Source organism: Streptomyces sp. MRC013 (assembly GCF_023614235.1).
Classification (GTDB): domain Bacteria; phylum Actinomycetota; class Actinomycetes; order Streptomycetales; family Streptomycetaceae; genus Streptomyces.
This window is the reverse complement of record NZ_CP094264.1, coordinates 1,107,999-1,126,653: the sequence shown is the minus strand read 5'-3', so window position 1 is coordinate 1,126,653 and position 18,655 is coordinate 1,107,999. Positions and strand designations below refer to the sequence as shown.

Below are 18,655 nucleotides of genomic sequence, written 5' to 3'. Positions count from 1 at the left end.
GGTCCGGTCGTCGACGGAGGGGGCCGCAAGCCCCCTCCGTCATCCCATAGATCCTGGTAGATCTTCCAGACTCCGAGAGAGATTCACAGATCATGGCGAACTACACCGCCGCTGACGTCAAGAAGCTTCGCGAGCTCACCGGCGCCGGCATGATGGACTGCAAGAAGGCGCTGGACGAGTCCGACGGCAGCGTCGACAAGGCCGTCGAGGCCCTGCGCATCAAGGGCCAGAAGGGCGTCGCCAAGCGCGAGGGCCGCTCCGCCGAGAACGGCGCCGTCGTCTCCCTGATCGCCGACGACAACACCTCCGGCGTCCTCGTCGAGCTGAAGTGCGAGACGGACTTCGTCGCCAAGGGCGAGAAGTTCCAGTCGGTCGCGGCCCAGCTCGCCCAGCACGTCGCCGCCACCGCCCCGGCCGACATCGACGCGCTGCTCTCCTCCGAGATCGAGCCCGGCAAGACCGTCCAGGCCTTCGTCGACGAGGCCAACGCGAACCTCGGCGAGAAGATCGTCCTCGACCGCTTCGCGCAGTTCTCCGGCGGCTACGTCACCGCGTACATGCACCGCACCATGCCGGACCTGCCGCCGCAGATCGGTGTCCTCGTCGAGCTCGACAAGGAGAACGCCGAGGTCGCCAAGGGCGTCGCGCAGCACATCGCCGCCTTCGCCCCGAAGTACCTCTCCAAGGAGGACGTCCCGGCCGAGGTCGTCGAGGCCGAGCGCCGCGTCGCCGAGGAGACCACCCGCGCCGAGGGCAAGCCCGAGGCCGCGCTGCCGAAGATCGTCGAGGGCCGCATCAACGGCTTCTTCAAGGACGCGACGCTGCTCGGCCAGCCGTACGCGCTCGACAACAAGAAGTCCGTCCAGCAGATCCTGGACGAGGCCGGCGTCACCCTGAAGCGCTTCACGCGCATCAAGGTCGGCATCTGAGTCCGCACACGACGGACACCGGACCCCGTGGGGTCGCAGCAGCCGTCCGCGTCCGCGCCGGACGGCCGCAGATCTGACGAGGAGGCCATTGCCGCACAGGGACACCAGCACCCCCGGCAATGGCCTTCTTCGTATGCGCACGAGGAGATCTCCAATGAATCAGGGCGCCGCACAGGGCGACGACAACACCGGTAAGAAAGCCGGCCGCTTCCTCCTGAAGCTGTCCGGCGAGGCGTTCTCCGGCGGCGGCGGCCTCGGCGTCGACCCCGACGTCGTGCACGCCATCGCCCGCGAGATCGCCGCGGTCGTCCGGGACGGCGCGCAGATCGCGGTCGTCATCGGCGGTGGCAACTTCTTCCGCGGCGCCGAGCTCCAGCAGCGCGGTATGGACCGGGCACGCTCCGACTACATGGGCATGCTCGGCACGGTGATGAACTGCCTCGCCCTCCAGGACTTCCTGGAGAAGGAGGGCATCCAGTCCCGTGTCCAGACCGCGATCACCATGGGGCAGGTCGCCGAGCCCTACATCCCGCTGCGTGCCGTGCGCCACCTGGAGAAGGGCCGCGTCGTGATCTTCGGTGCCGGTATGGGCATGCCGTACTTCTCCACCGACACCACCGCCGCCCAGCGCGCCCTGGAGATCGACGCCGAGGCCCTCCTCATGGGCAAGAACGGGGTCGACGGGGTCTACGACTCCGACCCGAAGACCAACCCGGACGCCGTGAGGTTCGACGCCCTGGAGTACGGCGAGGTGATCGCCCGCGACCTCAAGGTCGCCGACGCCACCGCCATCACCCTCTGCCGCGACAACAAGCTGCCGATCCTCGTCTTCGAACTCCTCACGGCCGGCAACATCGCCCGCGCCGTGAAGGGTGAGAAGATCGGCACTCTCGTGAGTGACGAGGGCACCCGGCACTGACTCTCCGGGGCCCTCGGCCCCGCTCGGGCGGGAGGGACCCCCGCCGCCCGGCCGGGGATGGACAAAGTCCTGCCGGTCGGACACCGTGCAGGAGAAGACGCGACGCAGGTTCCGCGGCCGTGGTGCACGCCGGGACGAAACCAAGACACGCAGGAGCAAGTGGTGATCGAAGAGACCCTCCTCGAAGCCGAGGAGAAGATGGAGAAGGCCGTCCTGGTCGCCAAGGACGACTTCGCCGCGATCCGCACCGGGCGTGCGCACCCGGCCATGTTCAACAAGATCGTGGCCGACTACTACGGTGCCCTCACGCCGATCAACCAGCTGGCCTCCTTCTCGGTGCCGGAGCCGCGCATGGCCGTGGTGACGCCGTTCGACAAGACCGCCCTGCGCAACATCGAGCAGGCGATCCGCGACTCCGACCTCGGCGTCAACCCCTCCAACGACGGCAACATCATCCGGGTGGTCTTCCCCGAGCTCACCGAGGAGCGCCGCCGCGAGTACATCAAGGTCGCCAAGGGCAAGGGCGAGGACGCGAAGATCTCGATCCGCGCCGTCCGCCGCAAGGCCAAGGAGACCATCGACAAGCTCGTCAAGGACGGCGAGGTCGGTGAGGACGAGGGCCGCCGTGCGGAGAAGGAGCTCGACGACACCACCGCGAAGTACGTCGCGCAGGTGGACGAGCTGCTCAAGCACAAGGAAGCCGAGCTGCTCGAGGTCTGATGAACGACGCTTCCCCGGGGGCCCCGCCGCGAGGCGCGCACTGGGGCCCGCCCGGCCAGGGGCGTGCTCCGGCCGCCCCGGCGGGCCCCGCCCTCGACGAGCACGCCGCGCAGCACACCCGCCCCGTGCCCACCGCGCCCGGAGCCCCCGCCGGCGGAGACCAGGACGACCATGACCGGGGGGCCGCTCGGCCGAGCGGCCCCCCGGTCCGTGACGAGATGCCGCAGGAGCCCATGCCACCGGAGCCCGCCGAGCCGCAGGGCCGCTCGCAGCGGAAGAGACAGGAGCGGCAGAGGAAGCAGGCCGGACGCGACCTGCGGGCCGCCATAGGGGTCGGCGTCGGTCTCGGCGCGGTGATCGTCGCGTCGCTCTTCGTCCAGAAGGCCGTCTTCGTCGGCGTGATAGCGATCGCCGTCGTCGTCGGCCTGTGGGAGCTGACCTCCAGGCTCCGGGAGTGCAAGGGCCTCAGGGCGCCGCTCGTCCCGCTCGCCGCCGGCGGTGTGGCGATGGTCGTCGCCGGGTACGTGCGCGGGGCCGAGGGCGCCTGGGTGGCGACGGCGCTGACCGCGCTCGCGGTGCTCGTGTGGCGGATGGCGGAACCGCCGGAGGGATATCTCAAGGACGTCACGGCCGGCGTGTTCGCCGCCCTCTACGTGCCGTTCCTGGCGACGTTCGTGGCGCTGATGCTGGCCGCGGACGACGGGCCGCAGCGGGTGCTGACGTTCCTGCTGCTGACCGTCGTCAGCGACACGGGCGCGTACGCGGTCGGCTGGCGCTTCGGCAGGCACAAGCTGGCACCGCGGATCAGCCCGGGCAAGACCCGCGAGGGCCTGTTCGGCGCGATCGCCTTCGCGATGGCCGCCGGGGCGCTGTGCATGGGGTTCCTCGTCGAGGGCGGCGCGTGGTGGCAGGGCCTGCTCCTGGGCCTCGCGGTCGCGGTCAGCGCCACGCTGGGCGACCTCGGCGAGTCCATGATCAAGCGGGACCTGGGCATCAAGGACATGGGAACCCTGCTGCCGGGCCACGGCGGCATCATGGACCGCCTGGACTCCCTGCTGCCGACGGCGCCGGTCGTGTGGCTGCTGCTGGTGGTCTTCGTCGGAGCGGGTTGACCGCGGGCGGGTACTCTGGAAGGGCCCGCGGCATCGCGTCGCGGGCCCTTCCCCCTCCCCGCCGACGCGGGGACGACCCGGTGAGGTCCCCCGGCTCCGGCACGGAAGCCGCCCCCGCCCCCGCACGCGCGGGGCCCGGACCTCAGCCCTCACGAGGAGTTGCTCGCGTGGTACGCCCCGTCCCTGGCGAACTCACCTTCGTCGCGCCCCGCGGAGCCAAGAAGCCGCCGCGGCACCTCGCCGACCTCACCCCCGCGGAGCGCAAGGCGGCCGTGGCGGCGATCGGTGAGAAGCCGTTCCGCGCCCGGCAGCTGTCCCAGCACTACTTCGCCCGGTACGCCCACGACCCCGCCGAGTGGACCGACATCCCCGCCGCCTCCCGCGAAAAGCTCGCCGGCGAGCTGCTGCCGGACCTGATGAGCGTCGTCCGGCACATCTCGTGCGACGGCGACACGACCCGCAAGACCCTGTGGCGGCTGCACGACGGCACGCTCGTCGAGTCGGTGCTCATGCGGTACCCCGACCGCGTGACGATGTGCGTCTCGTCGCAGGCGGGGTGCGGGATGAACTGTCCCTTCTGCGCCACCGGCCAGGCCGGTCTCGACCGGAACCTGTCGACCGCCGAGATCGTCCACCAGATCGTCGACGGGATGCGCGCCCTGCGCGACGGCGAGGTCCCCGGCGGCCCCGCGCGGCTGTCGAACATCGTCTTCATGGGGATGGGCGAGCCGCTCGCCAACTACAACCGCGTCGTCGGCGCCGTCCGCCGCCTCACCGACCCGGAGCCGGACGGCCTCGGCCTGTCGCAGCGCGGCATCACGGTCTCGACGGTCGGTCTCGTCCCGGCGATGCTGCGCTTCGCCGACGAGGGCTTCAAGTGCCGCCTCGCCGTGTCGCTGCACGCCCCCGACGACGAGCTGCGCGACACGCTCGTCCCGGTCAACACGCGCTGGAAGGTCCGCGAGGTGCTCGACGCGGCGTGGGAGTACGCCGAGAAGTCCGGGCGGCGCGTCTCCGTCGAGTACGCGCTGATCCGCGACATCAACGACCAGGCGTGGCGCGGCGACCTCCTCGGCCGGCTCCTCAAGGGCCGGCGGGTCCACGTCAACCTGATCCCGCTCAACCCCACTCCGGGCTCGAAGTGGACCGCCTCCCGCCCCGAGGACGAGAGGGCGTTCGTCGAGGCCGTCGCCGCGCACGGCGTCCCGGTCACCGTCCGCGACACCCGCGGCCAGGAGATCGACGGGGCGTGCGGCCAGCTCGCGGCGGCCGAGCGCTGACCGGAAAACGCCCCGCTGTAGTCTGGAGCCCGAACATCCGGATACTCCGACAGGGGAGCGCCACAGCGCTGAGAGTGCGGTGACCACCGGACCGCAGACCCTCTGAACCCCGCCCGGGCCGTTCCGGGCAGGGAGTTCGGCCGTCACTCGAGCTGTTGCGCCCCGCCCGCCGCGTCCGCGGCGGACGGGGCAGCGCCTCTTCCTGGCCGTCCCAGGAGGAATGAGTGAGCACCACCAAGAAGATCACCGCGGGCGCGGTCGCCGCCGCCCTGGGCGCCGCGGCGCTCACGGCGTGCGGGGACGGATCCGGCGGGGCGGGTGACGAGGCCGGCGGCGGCGCGCCGAAGACCGTCACGCTCGTCGGCCACGACTCCTTCGCCGCCTCCGACGCCGTGCTGAAGGAGTTCACCCGGCGGACCGGCTACACGGTGAAGGTCCTCAGGAGCGGCGACGCCGTCGAGGCGGTCAACAAGGCCGTCCTCACCAAGGGAGCCCCGCAGGGCGACGTCTTCTTCGGCGTGGACAACACGACCCTCTCCCGCGCCCTCGACAACGGCGTGTTCGAGCCGTACGAGGCGAAGGGCCTCGACCGGGTCGACCCCGCCTTCCGGCTCGACCGGGACGGGCGCCGCGTCACCCCGATCGACTACGGCGACGTCTGCGTCAACTACGACAAGAAGTTCTTCGCCGACCGGCGGCTCGCCCCGCCGGAGACCTTCGACGACCTGGCGAAGCCCGCCTACCGGAACCTCCTCGTGGTGGAGAACCCCGAGCGGTCGTCGCCCGGCCTCGGCTTCCTCCTCGGCACGGCCGCCGCGTACGGCGACGGGGGCTGGCAGGGCTACTGGAGGAAGCTGAAGGACAACGGCGTCAAGGTCGTCGACAGCTGGGAGATCGCCTACAACCAGGAGTTCTCCGGCTCCGCCGGCGGCAGGAAGGCCAAGGCCGACCGGCCGCTCGTCGTCTCGTACGCCTCCAGCCCGCCGGTCGAGGTCCTCTACGGCGACCCGAGGCCCGCCGAGGCGCCCACCGGCGTCGCACCCGGCACCTGCTACCGGCAGATCGAGTTCGCCGGGCTGCTGAAGGGCGCCGCCAACGAGGAGGGCGGCAAGGCCCTCCTCGACTTCATGATCGGGAAGAGGTTCCAGGAGGACATGCCGCTGAACATGTTCGTGCACCCGGTGGTGGAGGACGCGAAACCGCCCGAGCTGTTCACCAGGCACGGCGTCGCCGTCGACGAGCCGCTGACCATGGCGCCCGAGAAGATCGCCGAGAACCGCGACCGGTGGGTCCGGGCGTGGTCCTCGCTCGTCCTGAAGTAGGCGGACGCCCGGTGGAGGACGCCTGCGCACGGGGCGCGAGGCCGGTGCGCGCCCGCGGCGGCGCGGTGCGCGGTGCGCTCCTCCTGCTGCCCGCCGCCTTCTTCGCCGTCTTCTTCGCCTACCCGGTCGCGACCATCGTCGGGCGCGGCCTGAGGACGGACGAGGGATGGCGGCCCGGCCGGCTCGGCGAGGTCCTGACCCGGCCGGACGTCCTCGACGTCCTGTGGTTCACCACCTGGCAGGCGCTCGCCTCGACCGCGCTCACCCTGCTGGTGGCGCTCCCCGGCGCGTACGTCTTCGCCCGCTTCGACTTCCCCGGCAGGCAGGTGCTGCGGGCGGTGGTCACCGTGCCGTTCGTGCTGCCGACCGTGGTCGTGGGCACGGCGTTCCTGGCGCTCCTCGGGCGCGGCGGGCTCCTCGACGAGCTGTGGGGCGTCCGCCTCGACACGACCGTGTGGGCGATCCTCCTGGCCCACGTCTTCTTCAACTACGCCGTCGTCGTCCGGACCGTGGGCGGGCTGTGGGCGCAGCTCGACCCCCGGCAGGAGGAGGCCGCGCGGGTGCTCGGCGCGTCCCGCCTCGCCGCCTGGTGCCGGGTGACGCTGCCCGCGCTCGGCCCGGCGGTGGCCGCGGCCGCGCTGATGGTGTTCCTCTTCACGTACACCTCCTTCGGCGTCGTGGCGATCCTCGGCGGGCCCGCCTACCGCACGCTGGAGGCGGAGGTCTACCGGCAGACCGCGCAGCTGCTGGACCTGCCGACGGCCGCCGTGCTCACCCTCGTCCAGTTCGCCGCCGTCGCCTGTGTACTGGCGCTCCACGCGTGGACCGTGCGGCGCCGGGAGACCGCGCTGCGGCTGGTCGACCCGGCGCGCACCGCGCGCCGGCCGCGCGGCGCCGGGCAGTGGGCGCTGCTCGGCGGGGTCCTCGCCTCCGCCGGGCTGCTGCTGGTGCTGCCGCTCGGGGTGCTCGTCGCCCGCTCGCTGGACGCCTCCGGCGGCCTCGGCTTCTACCGGGCACTGCGGTCGGCGGAGGCGAGCGGCGGCACGTTCGCCGTCCCGCCGCTCGAGGCGGTCGGGAACTCCCTGCGGTTCGCGCTCGCCGCGACGGCCGTCGCCGTCGTGGTGGGCGGACTCGCCGCGGCGGCGCTCACCCGGCGGGCCGGGCGGCTGGTGCGCGGGTTCGACGCGCTGCTGATGCTGCCGCTCGGCGTGTCCGCCGTCACCGTCGGCTTCGGTTTCCTCGTCACGCTGGACGAGCCGCCGCTGGACCTGCGCGCGTCGTGGATCCTGGTGCCGCTGGCGCAGGCCCTGGTCGGCGTGCCCTTCGTCGTGCGGACGATGCTGCCCGTCCTGCGCGCGGTGGACACGCGGCTGCGGGAGGCCGCCGCCGTGCTCGGCGCCTCACCGCTGCGGGCGTGGCGGGAGGTGGACCTGCCGATGGTGCGGCGGGCGCTGCTGGTCGCCGCCGGGTTCGCGTTCGCCGTGTCGCTCGGAGAGTTCGGCGCCACCGTGTTCCTCGCCCGCGCCGACCGTCCGACGCTGCCGGTGGCCGTGGCGCGGCTGCTCGGCCGGCCCGGCGAACTCAACTACGGGCAGGCGATGGCGCTGTCCACGATCCTGATGGTGGTCTGCGCGGTCGCGTTGCTGCTGCTCGAACGCGTCCGGGCGGACCGCGGGGGGAGTTCTGACGATGCTGCTCCGGCTGGAGGGCGTGACCGTCCGCTTCGGCGCCCGCACCGCGCTGGACGCGGTGGACCTGGCGGTCGCCGAGCACGAGACCGTGTGCGTCCTCGGACCCAGCGGCAGCGGCAAGTCGACCCTGCTGCGGGTGGTCGCCGGGCTCCAGCCGGCCGACGCCGGCCGGGTGCTGCTGGACGGTGCCGACCAGGTCGGCGTGCCCGTGCACCGGCGCGGGGTCGGGCTGATGTTCCAGGACCACCAGCTGTTCCCGCAGCGGGACGTGGCCGGGAACGTCGCGTTCGGGCTGCGGATGCGCGGGGTGCCGCGCGCCGAGCGGGCCGCGCGCGTCGCGGAGCTGCTGGACCTCGTGGGCCTGCCGGGCGCCGAGCGCAGGTCGGTCGCCGCGCTGTCCGGCGGTGAGCAGCAGCGCGTCGCGCTCGCCAGGGCGCTGGCCCCCGGTCCCCGGCTGCTGATGCTGGACGAGCCGCTGGGCCAGCTCGACCGGGGCCTGCGGGAGCGGCTCGTCACGGAGCTGCGCGGGCTGTTCGGCCGGCTGGGCACGACCGTGCTGGCCGTCACGCACGACCAGTCCGAGGCGTTCGCGCTCGCCGACCGGGTCGTCGTCATGCACGAGGGCCGCGTCGCGCAGGCGGGCACGCCGCTGGAGGTGTGGCAGCGGCCCGCGTCGGAGTTCGTCGCCCGGTTCCTCGGCTTCGGCAACGTGGTCGCCGCGACCGTGAGCGGTGACACCGCCGACACCGCGTGGGGCCGGGTGCCCGTACCGCCCGGAACCCCGCGGGGCGCCGCGCGGCTGCTGGTGCGACCCGCCGGCGTACGGCTCGGCGCCCCCGCCGGCGGACTGCGGTGCACGGTCGAGGGGCGGACGTTCCGGGGCCACCACGTGGCGGTCCTGCTGCGGCCCGACGGCGCGGACGCGCCCCCGCTGGAGGCCGAGTGCGCCCTGCGGGACGCGCCGGAGCGGGGCGCGGTGGTCGGCGTCGCGTTCACCCCGGACGAGGTCGTCGTCCTCGGCTGACGATCAGCACCGTGTACACGGGCGGCGCGTCCGCGCTCGGTACGTCCCCGTCGCGCGCCCCAGTGCCGCCCCGTACACCGAGAAGCCCCCGTACGCGACGGCCACCACCCAAGGGGCGTGGTCCCCGAGCCCCACGTCGACCGGCCCGGCCCACACCAGCACCCCCGTCACCGCCAGGAACACCCCGAACGGGACGAGCGCCGCGGCCCCCGCCCACCCGAGCGCCAGCAGCACCGCCCGTACCGGCGCCGCGCTCCACGAGCGGGTGAGCGCCAGCGCTAGCCCCATCCCGACGACGGCCAGCACGGCGGTCGCGTCCACCCCGTGCGCGTACAGCCGGATCGCCAGGTCGCTCGCGTAGCGCGGATCCAGGCCGGGACGGCCCTCACCGGCGTACCCGGCCGTCCAGCCCAGCGCCCAGGCCGTCTTCGTCACCGCGTACGGCACGAGTGCGGCCGCAGCGACCAGCCCCGCCCTCGTGGGCCGGGCGTCCGTGGACGCGCGGACGCCCCCGCAGTGCGCGCACACGCCCCGCCCGTGCCGCCGGTGCGCCAACGCCGCGCCCAGCCACAGCGCGGCGCCCGCCAGGGCGACGCCCTGGTTGGCCCACGCGGCCCAGTCCATCGGCGGCTGGTCGCGGCTGAGGAACGCCAGCACCCGCGTCAGGCTCAGCAGGAAGCCGAACCCGGACGTCAGGCACAGCACCACCACCCCCCACGCCGCACGCCCGGGCCACACCCGTCCCGGCCACCGCCGCATCCCGTACGCCAGCGCCGCCGCGCCCCCGTACAGCGCGGCCGACGCCCACTGCGCCGCCGCGCCCCGGGCGGCCCCGCCGAGCAGGGCGTACCCGAACGCCGGGCCGGTCGCCGCGGCCAGTGCCGCACCCGCCGCGTACAGCGCGCTCCACACGAAGGCGGCGCTCCCCGCCCAGGACGGCCACGCCGCCCACCACCGTTTCGGTCCCATGCGGCCAGGCTTCCGGCGCGGGTCCGCGCGGACGTCGCCCCGGGGGAGGGTCCCGTTCCGCCCCGCGGGGAGCGCCCGCGTCCCGGCTCGTGCGGCCGGCGCCCCCCGGCGGCCCAGCGGCCCGCGGGGCGGAGCGGTTCCGCCGCGGCCTCCTCCACCGTGTCGGCCGGGGCGGCGCGGGAGGCCGCCGGGGGGCCTTCTTGGGTTCAAGGGGTCCTACGCGCCGCCCGGCGGGGCCGCCGCCCGCGGCGGCCCGATCGAACGCCTCCGGCGTCCGGATCCGGTGGCCGCGGCCGCGGCAGTGGGGCGGAGGCGTGCCGTGCGGCCATCGGATCCGGGGCGTTCCGCGACCGCCGGGCCCGCCGGTCTCAGGGGCGGAGCGGAAGCGCGGTCAGCGCGGCCGTCAGCCAGGCCAGCGGGGCGAACCCGGCGACCAGAACCGCCGCGCGCAGCAGTGCGGCCGAGCGGAGCAGGCCCGTCGGGGCGCCGAGCCGGCGCAGGACGGCGGTCGTGCCCGCCCGGTGCTGGCGGCTCTCCACGGCGGCGGCGGACAGGGCGGCCACCGCGCACACCAGGACGAGGGCCGCGCCGAGCCCGGACAGCGGGCCGGGGGGCCGGGCGTCCGTCCGCGCGTACAGGGCGCTCACCGCGACCCCCGCGGAGACGACCGCGCACAGCACGCCGAGGGGCCGGCCGATGCGGCGGGACTCGTCCATCAGGGCGCGGCCCGCGAGGAGCCGCACCGTACCCGGCCGGTACGCCTGCAGGAGCCGCCCGCACAGGTGGGCGAGGCCGGGCCCGGCCACGACCAGGCCCAGGGCGGTGAGGGCCCAGCCGGCCAGTACGGGGGCGGGGCCGCCGGGCACGCCGCCCGGCAGCGGCACCCCGCCGCCCGCGCCGCGCGTCCCGTACACCTCCAGGGCCAGGCCCGCCGCCACGAGGGCGACGCCCCAGGGCAGGCCGGCCGGCGCCGGGCCGGACGGCTCGCGGGCGGCGGGGAGGGGGGCAGTGGCACCGGCGGTGCCCGTTGCGGCGGGGGGCCGCCGCCGGCCGGACGCGCGCCCGCCGGGGCGCAGGGCCAGGGCGACGGCGGTGGAGGCGGCGGCCGGAACCAGCGCGAGCAGCGTCAGCGCGGCCGGCACCGGCAGGGGCCGCGTGCCGGCCGACGGCCCGGCCGCGGCCCCGTTCGGCGGCAGGCCGGGCAGGCCGGGCAGGCCACCGCGCAGGAGCAGGTAGGACAGGAGCGCGAGCGCCGAGCCGAGCGCGCAGGCGGCGGCGGTCGACGCGGCCGCGACGGCGGCGAGCCGGAACGGGCCGAGCCCGGCGGAGAAGAGCCCGGGGCGGGGGCGGGCTCCCGGATCGGTGCGCGCCACGGCGACCGCCAGGTGCACGGCGGCGGCGAGCGGCAGGGCGCACCAGGCGAGCCGGAGCAGGGAGGCGGGAGCCCGGTCGGGGTGCGCCACGGCGTGCCCGAGGACGCACAGCAGCAGGAAGCCCGTCCCGGCCGACGCCACGGCGACGAGCAGCCGCCGCAGCAGGAGGGAGGGGTGGGCGCCGCGGGTCAGACGGAGAGCGAGCACGCGTCGCGCCCCTCCACCTCGGCGGCCCGCGGGGCGTCGACGCGGCGTCCGTCGAACAGGGCGACGGCGCGGTCGGCGAGGGCGGCGACCTCCGCGTCGTACGTGGCGAGGACGACCGTGACCCGGTGCGAGCGCGCCGCGGCGGTGAGGGCGCGCAGGACCCGCGTCCCCTCCGCGCTGTGCAGGGCGGCGGCGGGCTCGTCGGCGAAGAGGACGGCGGGCTCGGCGGCGAACGCGCGGGCGACGCTGACGCGCTGGCGCTGCGACTGGAGCAGGGCGCGGGGCCGCCGCTTGGCGCAGTCGCCGACGTCGAGCCGCTCCAGCCACTCGAGGGCGGCGGCCTTGGCCGTCCGGCGGGGGACGCCGCGCAGCAGCAGGGGCAGGGCGGCGTTCTCCCAGGCGGTGAGCTCGGGTACGAGGGCGGGCTCGGGGTCGATCCAGGCGAACCGGTCGCGGCCGAGCCGTTCCCGCTGGGGCGGACCCATGGTGTGGACGGGCGCGCCGTCGAACCAGACCTCCCCCTCCTCGGGGACGGTCCGGCCGGCGAGGCAGTGCAGCAGAGTCGTTTTCCCACAGCCGCGCGGGCCGTGGACGGCGAGGATCTCGCCTTCGCGGACGCCGAGTGAGACGCCGCTGAGGGCGGGGGAGCCGTTGTGCGTGTGGTGCAGGGAACGCGCCCACAGCACGTCGTTGTCGGGCGGGGCCGCCATGTCTCTCATCCCCTCGGATCAGCTCGGAGCCTTCTGACCATCCCCCCGAACCGGTCGGAACATAACACGTAGTCCGCCGGTCCCCGCGGGACGGCGCCGCCGCGGGGAACGCCCGCGACCCGGATGCACCCGCGCGGGCGCGTCCGGGCCGCCCTCGGGTGGTCGCCGGGGACACGGCGTCGATCGCGGGGGCCGTCCGCCGACGGACCCGGAACCCGCGCTTCGGCGGGCCGTACCCCGCTCTGCGCCAGGACTCGTCGCCCCGACAACTCGACGACCATGGAATCAATGGTGCGATGCCAGCTTTTCCGCAGAAAGAAAAGTGACGGAGCGTCGGGCCTGTCGAAAGCGTGATATGAGCGACTAGGCTGGGTGTTCCACCCGCCGAACGGCACCACCGGACCGGGGGTGACCACGGACACCGAAATCGACAGGAGGGGTGGCCACGTGACCACCGAACTGCGTCGTCTGCGCAACTACATCAACGGCGAGTTCCGGGATGCCGCCGACGGACGGACCATCGACGTCGTCAACCCCGCCACCGGGGAGGTCTACGCCACCTCTCCGCTCTCGGGCCAGGCCGACGTGGACGCCGCGATGGAGGCCGCCGCCGCGGCGTTCCCCGCCTGGCGGGACACCACCCCCGCCGAGCGCCAGAAGGCCCTGCTGAGGATCGCGGACGCCTTCGAGGAGCGCGCCGAGGACCTGGTCGCCGCCGAGTGCGAGAACACCGGCAAGCCCGTCGGCCTCACGCGGACCGAGGAACTGCCCCCGATGGTGGACCAGATCCGCTTCTTCGCGGGCGCCGCCCGGCTGCTGGAGGGCCGTTCCGCGGGCGAGTACATGGAGGGCATGACCTCGATCGTCCGGCGCGAGCCGGTCGGCGTCTGCGCCCAGGTCGCGCCGTGGAACTACCCGATGATGATGGCCGTGTGGAAGTTCGCCCCGGCCCTCGCCGCGGGCAACACCGTCGTCCTCAAGCCGTCCGACACGACGCCCGCCTCGACGGTCCTGATCGCCGAGATCATCGGCTCGATCCTCCCCAAGGGCGTCTTCAACGTCGTCTGCGGCGACCGCGACACCGGCCGGATGATGGTCGAGCACCCGACCCCGGCCATGGCCTCCATCACCGGCTCCGTACGCGCCGGCATGCAGGTCGCCGAGTCGGCCGCCAAGGACGTCAAGCGCGTCCACCTGGAGCTCGGCGGCAAGGCCCCGGTCGTCGTCTTCGAGGACGTCGACGTCGACAAGGCCGTCGAGGACATCTCCGTCGCCGGCTTCTTCAACGCCGGCCAGGACTGCACGGCGGCCACCCGCGTCCTGGTCCACGAGTCGATCCACGACGAGTTCGTCGCCGCCCTCGCCAAGGCCGCCGCCGGCACGAGGACCGGCGCGCCTGACGACGAGGACGTGCTGTACGGGCCGCTGAACAACGCCAACCAGCTCAAGCAGGTCAGCGGCTTCATCGACCGCCTTCCCGCGCACGCCAAGGTGGAGGCGGGCGGCCACCGCGTCGGCGACAAGGGCTACTTCTACGCGCCGACCGTCGTCTCCGGCCTCAAGCAGGAGGACGAGATCGTCCAGAACGAGGTCTTCGGCCCGGTCATCACCGTCCAGTCCTTCCGCGACGAGGAGCAGGCACTGGAGTACGCCAACGGCGTCGAGTACGCCCTGGCCTCCTCCGTCTGGACCAGGGACCACGCGCGCGCGATGCGCATGTCCAAGGCGCTGGACTTCGGCTGCGTCTGGATCAACACCCACATCCCGCTGGTCGCCGAGATGCCGCACGGCGGCTTCAAGAAGTCCGGTTACGGCAAGGACCTCTCCGCGTACGGCTTCGAGGACTACACCCGCATCAAGCACGTGATGACCTCCCTGGGCTGACGCCCGACGACGCGCCGGAGGGCGGACCCCGCGGGGTCCGCCCTCCGGCCGTCTCCGCGCGGGGCGCCCCGCGGACGGCCCGCCGCCTCCGCCCCGCCCGGTCGGCGGCTTCGGGCCCGCGCGCCGCGGGCGGCACCGGCGCGGCCGCCCGTCACGTACGGGCTCCCGTCAGTACGGCGTTGAGCGCGTCCACGCGGTTGGTGGTGATCGAGTCCACCCCGTCGGCGATCAGCTTGCGCATGGTCCTGCGGGTGTCGGCCGTCCACGCGGAGACGAGCAGCCCGTCGCGGTGGGCCCGGTCCGCGAGCGCCCTGCCGACCAGTCCGAAACGGTAGTTGAGCCACCGCGGGGTCAGCGCGTCCAGCAGGACGGGGCGGACCGGCGCGAGCGTCGTCCAGGTCAGGGCGATCTCGGCGGCCGGGTCGGCGGCGCGGACGAGCAGCATGGCGGGCGCGCCGGAGCAGTAGTACACGCGGTCCTCGGCGTCGCACTCGCGGACGGCGCCGACGACGGCGCGCACGGACGCCTCGGTGGCGCCCGGCAGGTCGATCATCACGCGGTGCGGGGCGGACGCGGCCAGCGCCTCGTGGAGCGTCGGCACGCCCTCCGGTCCGGTCAGCTCCCGCACCTCGGCGAAGCTCAGCGCCGCGAGCGGCCGGTCGACGCGCCACAGCCGCCGCAGGGTGTCGTCGTGGAGGAGGACCGGGACGCCGTCCCAGGTGAGCCGGACGTCGACCTCCACGGCGTCCGCGCCGCGGGCCAGCGCCGAGCGGATCGACGCGACCGTGTTCTCACGGACCCGGTACGGGTCGCCCCGGTGCCCCACGACGGTGACGGTGCGCATGTGCCCCATTGTCGGCGCGGGTCAGAGCACGAGCCACCGTTCCGTGTACGCCTCGATCTCCGCGGCGATCCGCTCCTTGCCGGCCGGGTCGAGGAAGGACGCCTCGACGGCGTTCTTCGCCAGGGCGGCGACGCCCCGCTCGTCGAGGCCGAGGAGGCGGGCGGCGACCTCGTATTCGGTGTTCAGGTCGGTGCCGAACATCGGCGGGTCGTCGGAGTTGACGGTGACGAGGACTCCGGCGGCCGCCATCTCCCTGATCGGGTGCCGGTCGAGGTCGGCGACGGCGCGGGTGGCGATGTTGGAGGTGGGGCAGACCTCCAGGGGGATGCGGTGCTCGGCGAGGTGGGCGAGGAGCGCCGGGTCACGCGGGGCGCTCGTGCCGTGGCCGATGCGCTCGGCGCGCAGGTGGTTCAGCGCGTCCCAGACGGTCTGCGGGCCGGTCGTCTCGCCGGCGTGCGGCACGGAGTGCAGGCCGGCCGCGACGGCCCGGTCGAAGTACGGCTTGAACTGCGGCCGCGGCACGCCGATCTCCGGCCCGCCGAGGCCGAACGACACGAGCCCCTCGGGCCGCAGGTCCAGGGCGAGGCGGGTGGTCTCCTCCGCGGCCTCCAGACCGGCCTCGCCGGGGATGTCGAAGCACCAGCGCAGGATCACGCCGAGTTCGGTCTCGGCGGCGGTGCGGGCGTCCTCGATGGCCGCCATGAACGCCTTCTCGTCGATCCCGCGCCGCGTCGAGCTGAACGGGGTGATCGTCAACTCCGCGTACCGGATGTTCTGCCGCGCCATGTCGCGGGCGACCTCGTAGGTGAGCAGCCGGACGTCCTCGGGGGTGCGGACCAGGTCGACGACCGACAGGTAGACGTCGATGAAGTGTGCGAAGTCGGTGAAGGTGAAGTAGTCCGCCAGCGCCTCGGGGTCCGTGGGCACCTTCGAGTCGGGGTGGCGGGCGGCCAGCTCGGAGACGATCCGGGGGGAGGCCGAACCGACGTGGTGGACGTGCAGTTCCGCCTTGGGCAGGCCCGCGATGAAGGGGCGCAGATCGGTCATCGTGGTCCTCCGCGTGGGTGAGCCGTCCCGGGTCACGGATCATCGTAGGCGGGTCGCTAGCATGTCCGGACACGATGGGGGAGCCTCATGTCAGAGAACACCGAGCGGAACGATCCCTGGGCGCCGCCGGAGAGCCGGCCGCCGCAGGGGTCCGGTCCGGGCCGGCCCGTGCCGTCCGCGCGGCACGATCAGCCGACGGTGACGTCGATGCCCGCCGCCGGCTTCGGCGCGTCGGCCGGCGACCGGCTGCCGCCGCCCCCGGTCGCGCCCGGCGGGCCCGCGCAGCCCGCCCCCGGCCCGTACGGCTACCCGGCGCCGCCCGCCACGGGCGGCTACGGCTACCCGGGCCCCTACCCCGGCTCGCACCACGGGACGTACGGCGGCGTCGGCGCGTGGGGCCCCCGACCGGTGAACGGGCTGGGCGTCGCCTCGATGGTCATCGGCATCGTCTCGATCGTGACGTGCTTCCTCTACGGCCTCGGCATCGTCCTCGGCATCCTCGCCCTGGTCTTCGGCATCATCGGCCGCAAGCGCGTCCAGCGGGGCGAGGCGGACAACGGCGGCATGGCCACGGCGGGCATCGTCACCGGCGCGGTCGGCATCGTGCTCGGCGTCCTGATCCTGGGCGCCATCGTCTGGGCGATCGTCCAGAGCGGCGAGGAAGACGGCGACCGGGACCACGGCGACCGGTACGCCACCTTCCTGTCCCTCGCGGATCCGGGGACCACGCCCTCCAGGTGATCGTCGGGCCATACGATGGGCCGACGAGTTCTCGGAGGGGAGACCACGCATGTCCGACCCGTATCAGCAGCCCGGTGGCTTCGGACCCGGTCCGTACGGCGACGGCCGGCCACCGCAGCCCGGTTACGGGTACCCGGCACCGGCCGCCCCCACACCGCCCCCGGCCGGCTACCCGGTCGCCCCGCAGCCCTCGCCGTACGCGGCGCCCGCGCCCGCCTACGGCGTGCCGGTGCCCCAGCCCAGCAACGGACTGGGCACCGCGGGCCTGGTGCTCGGCATCATCGGCGTCGTCTGCAACCTGACCGTCGCCCTCTGGTTCATCGGCGTGATCCTGGGCATCCTCGCGATCATCTTCGGCGCGGTCGGCCGCGGCAAGGCCAACCGAGGCGAGGCGACCAACAAGGGCGCGGCCACGGCGGGTCTCGTCACCGGCATCATCTCGGCCGTCCTGTTCCCCGCCCTCCTCCTGCTGGTGTTCGCCAGCGCCATGGGCATGGCGTCCCCCGCCGGCTGACCGGCCCCGTCCCCGTCGGCCCGCGCGGCCCGGCACACCTCCCGGGTGCGCCGGGCCGCCGTCGTCCGGCCCCCGCCGCCGCCCTACCGTCCGCGCAGCTCCTCGCGGGCGTCCATGAGCGCGAAGCCCAGCAGGTTGAGACCCCGCCAGCGGGCCGGGTCGCGGGCGCGCTCGTCGTCGGCGGCGAGCCCGATGCCCCACACGCGGTCCATCGGGCTGGCCTCCACCAGGACCCGCTCACCCGTGCCGAGCAGGAAACCCAGCAGCTCCGGGTGGTGGGCGAACTTGTGGCGGCTGCCCGCCACCACGATCCCGTACCGCTCGCGCTCCCAGACGGCCTCGTCGAAGCCGCGCACCAGCCGCCCCGCCCTCTTGGCGAGCGCCGGACCGGCCGCCGAGACCGCCTCCCGCTCCGCCTCGGCGTCGCCGAACAACCGCGCCTTGGCGGCCATCATCCAGTGCTCCGCCGTCGCGTAGACGACGCCGTCCACCGTGAACGGCGACGGCCACCACTGGCTCAGGCAACCCGCCCCGATCCGTCCGTCGGGACGCGGGCGGTGCCCCCAGAAGTGCAGGAACTTCACCCGCTCCCCCCTGCCGACCCGCTCGACCAGCTCTTCCCGTCGTTCCATGCGCGCCAGCATGGCAGCCGCCGCCGGCACCCCGCACGGGCACGCCCCGCCTCGGCGGCCGGGGGCCCTGCGGGGTCCCGGGGCCCGCGGGCGGCGAAGCCGGCGAAACCCGCGAAACCGGTTCCGAACAGCAGCACCGCGCCCACCACGTCCAGGGGCCAGTGGTAGCCGCGCAGCACCAGGCCGGCCCCCGTCGCCGCCGTCAGCACCGCGGCGACGGGCACCAGCGCGCGCCGGTGCACCAGCAGCGCCGCCGCGCCGTACGCCACCACCGCGGTCGCCGTGTGCCCGGAGGGGTAGTGGCCCGCCGCGTCGGTGAGCGGGCCGGGCCGGTCGAGGAGGAGCTTCAGGGGGGACCACCAGGGCCGGCACGAGCGCCATGGCCGCGCCCGCGTACAGGGCCGCCCGCCGCCGCCCGCGCCGTACGGCGTACGCCGCGGCGGTGGCCAGCACGGGCAGGGCGACGGGCACGTTGCCGAGGTCAGCGCCCAGTTCCGCGAACCGCTCGGGGCCGCGGCCGACCAGGGACCGCCCGACGCGCTCGTCCAGCCCGGCGAGCGGGCCGTCCACCGCCACCTGCCAGGTGACGAGCAGGAACCCGCACAGGGAGAGCAGCGCCACGACGAAAGCCGGCCGTCCCGGAACAGGGGGTGTTCCGGGACGGCCGTCAGGACCGGTGTGCCGCTCGCCCCGGGGGGTGTGGGGCGGGCGGCGGCCCGATCGGTGAGGATCGCCGG

Annotated in this window: 16 protein-coding genes and 2 pseudogenes; 11 read left to right on the top strand and 7 right to left on the bottom strand. The window is 74.6% G+C overall.

Translation table 11 applies throughout. The features are described 5' to 3' along the window. Positions 1–92 precede the first annotated feature (92 nt). From tsf to LUW75_RS04895, 8 genes and pseudogenes are all read left to right on the top strand, one after another. The gene (gene tsf, locus LUW75_RS04930; protein WP_250334533.1) at positions 93–929 is read left to right on the top strand and encodes a translation elongation factor Ts; all 837 of its coding nucleotides are present in this window, start codon (positions 93–95) and stop codon (positions 927–929) included. Between the two features lie 154 nt (positions 930–1,083). After that, a complete protein-coding gene (pyrH, locus tag LUW75_RS04925) occupies positions 1,084–1,848 on the top strand; it encodes a UMP kinase (protein WP_250334532.1) in 765 nt (254 codons plus the stop codon). Positions 1,849–2,010: 162 nt separating this feature from the next. Further along, positions 2,011–2,568: a ribosome recycling factor gene (gene frr / locus LUW75_RS04920; protein ID WP_250334531.1), complete on the top strand. Its 558-nt coding sequence runs from the start codon at positions 2,011–2,013 to the stop codon at positions 2,566–2,568. Beyond that, complete coding sequence (locus LUW75_RS04915; protein WP_250334530.1) at positions 2,568–3,680, top strand: phosphatidate cytidylyltransferase; 1,113 nt, start codon at positions 2,568–2,570, stop codon at positions 3,678–3,680. Before frr ends, LUW75_RS04915 begins: the two co-directional genes overlap by 1 nt. Positions 3,681–3,847: 167 nt before the next feature. Next, entirely contained in the window at positions 3,848–4,960 is a 1,113-nt protein-coding gene (gene rlmN, locus LUW75_RS04910) for a dual-specificity RNA methyltransferase RlmN (RefSeq protein WP_250334529.1), read from the top strand. Between the two features lie 224 nt (positions 4,961–5,184). Further along, a complete protein-coding gene (locus LUW75_RS04905; RefSeq protein WP_250334528.1) occupies positions 5,185–6,282 on the top strand; it encodes a thiamine ABC transporter substrate-binding protein in 1,098 nt (365 codons plus the stop codon). Positions 6,283–6,347: 65 nt separating this feature from the next. Beyond that, positions 6,348–7,961 (top strand): annotated as a pseudogene (locus tag LUW75_RS04900) (ABC transporter permease); the annotation flags it as partial. A gap of 10 nt (positions 7,962–7,971) precedes the next feature. Then, complete coding sequence (locus LUW75_RS04895) at positions 7,972–8,997, top strand: ABC transporter ATP-binding protein (RefSeq protein ID WP_462933691.1); 1,026 nt, start codon at positions 7,972–7,974, stop codon at positions 8,995–8,997. Between the two features lie 3 nt (positions 8,998–9,000). Here LUW75_RS04895 and LUW75_RS04890 read toward each other — a convergent pair whose 3' ends face one another. The 3 genes from LUW75_RS04890 to LUW75_RS04880 form a co-directional block, all read right to left on the bottom strand. Beyond that, a complete protein-coding gene (locus LUW75_RS04890; RefSeq protein ID WP_250334527.1) occupies positions 9,001–9,966 on the bottom strand; it encodes a hypothetical protein in 966 nt (321 codons plus the stop codon). A gap of 368 nt (positions 9,967–10,334) precedes the next feature. Continuing rightward, the gene (locus tag LUW75_RS04885) at positions 10,335–11,546 is read right to left on the bottom strand and encodes a hypothetical protein (RefSeq protein ID WP_250334526.1); all 1,212 of its coding nucleotides are present in this window, start codon (positions 11,544–11,546) and stop codon (positions 10,335–10,337) included. Next, the gene (locus LUW75_RS04880; protein ID WP_250334525.1) at positions 11,528–12,256 is read right to left on the bottom strand and encodes an ABC transporter ATP-binding protein; all 729 of its coding nucleotides are present in this window, start codon (positions 12,254–12,256) and stop codon (positions 11,528–11,530) included. The genes LUW75_RS04885 and LUW75_RS04880 overlap by 19 nt, the downstream gene beginning before the upstream one ends. A gap of 447 nt (positions 12,257–12,703) precedes the next feature. On the opposite strand from LUW75_RS04880, the gene LUW75_RS04875 reads away from it, so the two are divergent. Beyond that, positions 12,704–14,140 (top strand): gamma-aminobutyraldehyde dehydrogenase, encoded by a 1,437-nt coding sequence (locus LUW75_RS04875; RefSeq protein WP_250334524.1) that lies wholly within the window; start codon positions 12,704–12,706, stop codon positions 14,138–14,140. Between the two features lie 151 nt (positions 14,141–14,291). Here the strand turns inward: LUW75_RS04875 and LUW75_RS04870 are convergent, their stop codons facing one another. Both LUW75_RS04870 and LUW75_RS04865 read right to left on the bottom strand, forming a co-directional pair. Continuing rightward, positions 14,292–14,984, bottom strand: coding sequence for a glycerophosphodiester phosphodiesterase (locus tag LUW75_RS04870; RefSeq protein ID WP_250334523.1), 693 nt, complete (start codon positions 14,982–14,984; stop codon positions 14,292–14,294). Positions 14,985–15,005: 21 nt separating this feature from the next. Next, positions 15,006–16,031, bottom strand: a complete 1,026-nt coding sequence (locus LUW75_RS04865) for an adenosine deaminase (RefSeq protein WP_250334522.1) — start codon at positions 16,029–16,031, stop codon at positions 15,006–15,008. 87 nt (positions 16,032–16,118) lie between these two features. On the opposite strand from LUW75_RS04865, the gene LUW75_RS04860 reads away from it, so the two are divergent. Both LUW75_RS04860 and LUW75_RS04855 read left to right on the top strand, forming a co-directional pair. Beyond that, the gene (locus LUW75_RS04860; RefSeq protein ID WP_250334521.1) at positions 16,119–16,772 is read left to right on the top strand and encodes a DUF4190 domain-containing protein; all 654 of its coding nucleotides are present in this window, start codon (positions 16,119–16,121) and stop codon (positions 16,770–16,772) included. Positions 16,773–16,821: 49 nt separating this feature from the next. Continuing rightward, positions 16,822–17,286, top strand: a complete 465-nt coding sequence (locus LUW75_RS04855; protein ID WP_250334520.1) for a DUF4190 domain-containing protein — start codon at positions 16,822–16,824, stop codon at positions 17,284–17,286. A gap of 83 nt (positions 17,287–17,369) precedes the next feature. On the opposite strand, the gene LUW75_RS04850 is transcribed toward LUW75_RS04855, so the two are convergent. Both LUW75_RS04850 and LUW75_RS04845 read right to left on the bottom strand, forming a co-directional pair. Further along, entirely contained in the window at positions 17,370–17,918 is a 549-nt protein-coding gene (locus tag LUW75_RS04850) for an NADAR family protein (RefSeq protein ID WP_349816396.1), read from the bottom strand. Between the two features lie 122 nt (positions 17,919–18,040). Beyond that, a pseudogene (locus LUW75_RS04845) lies at positions 18,041–18,539 on the bottom strand (phosphatase PAP2 family protein); the annotation flags it as partial. Between the last annotated feature and the right edge of the window lie 116 nt (positions 18,540–18,655).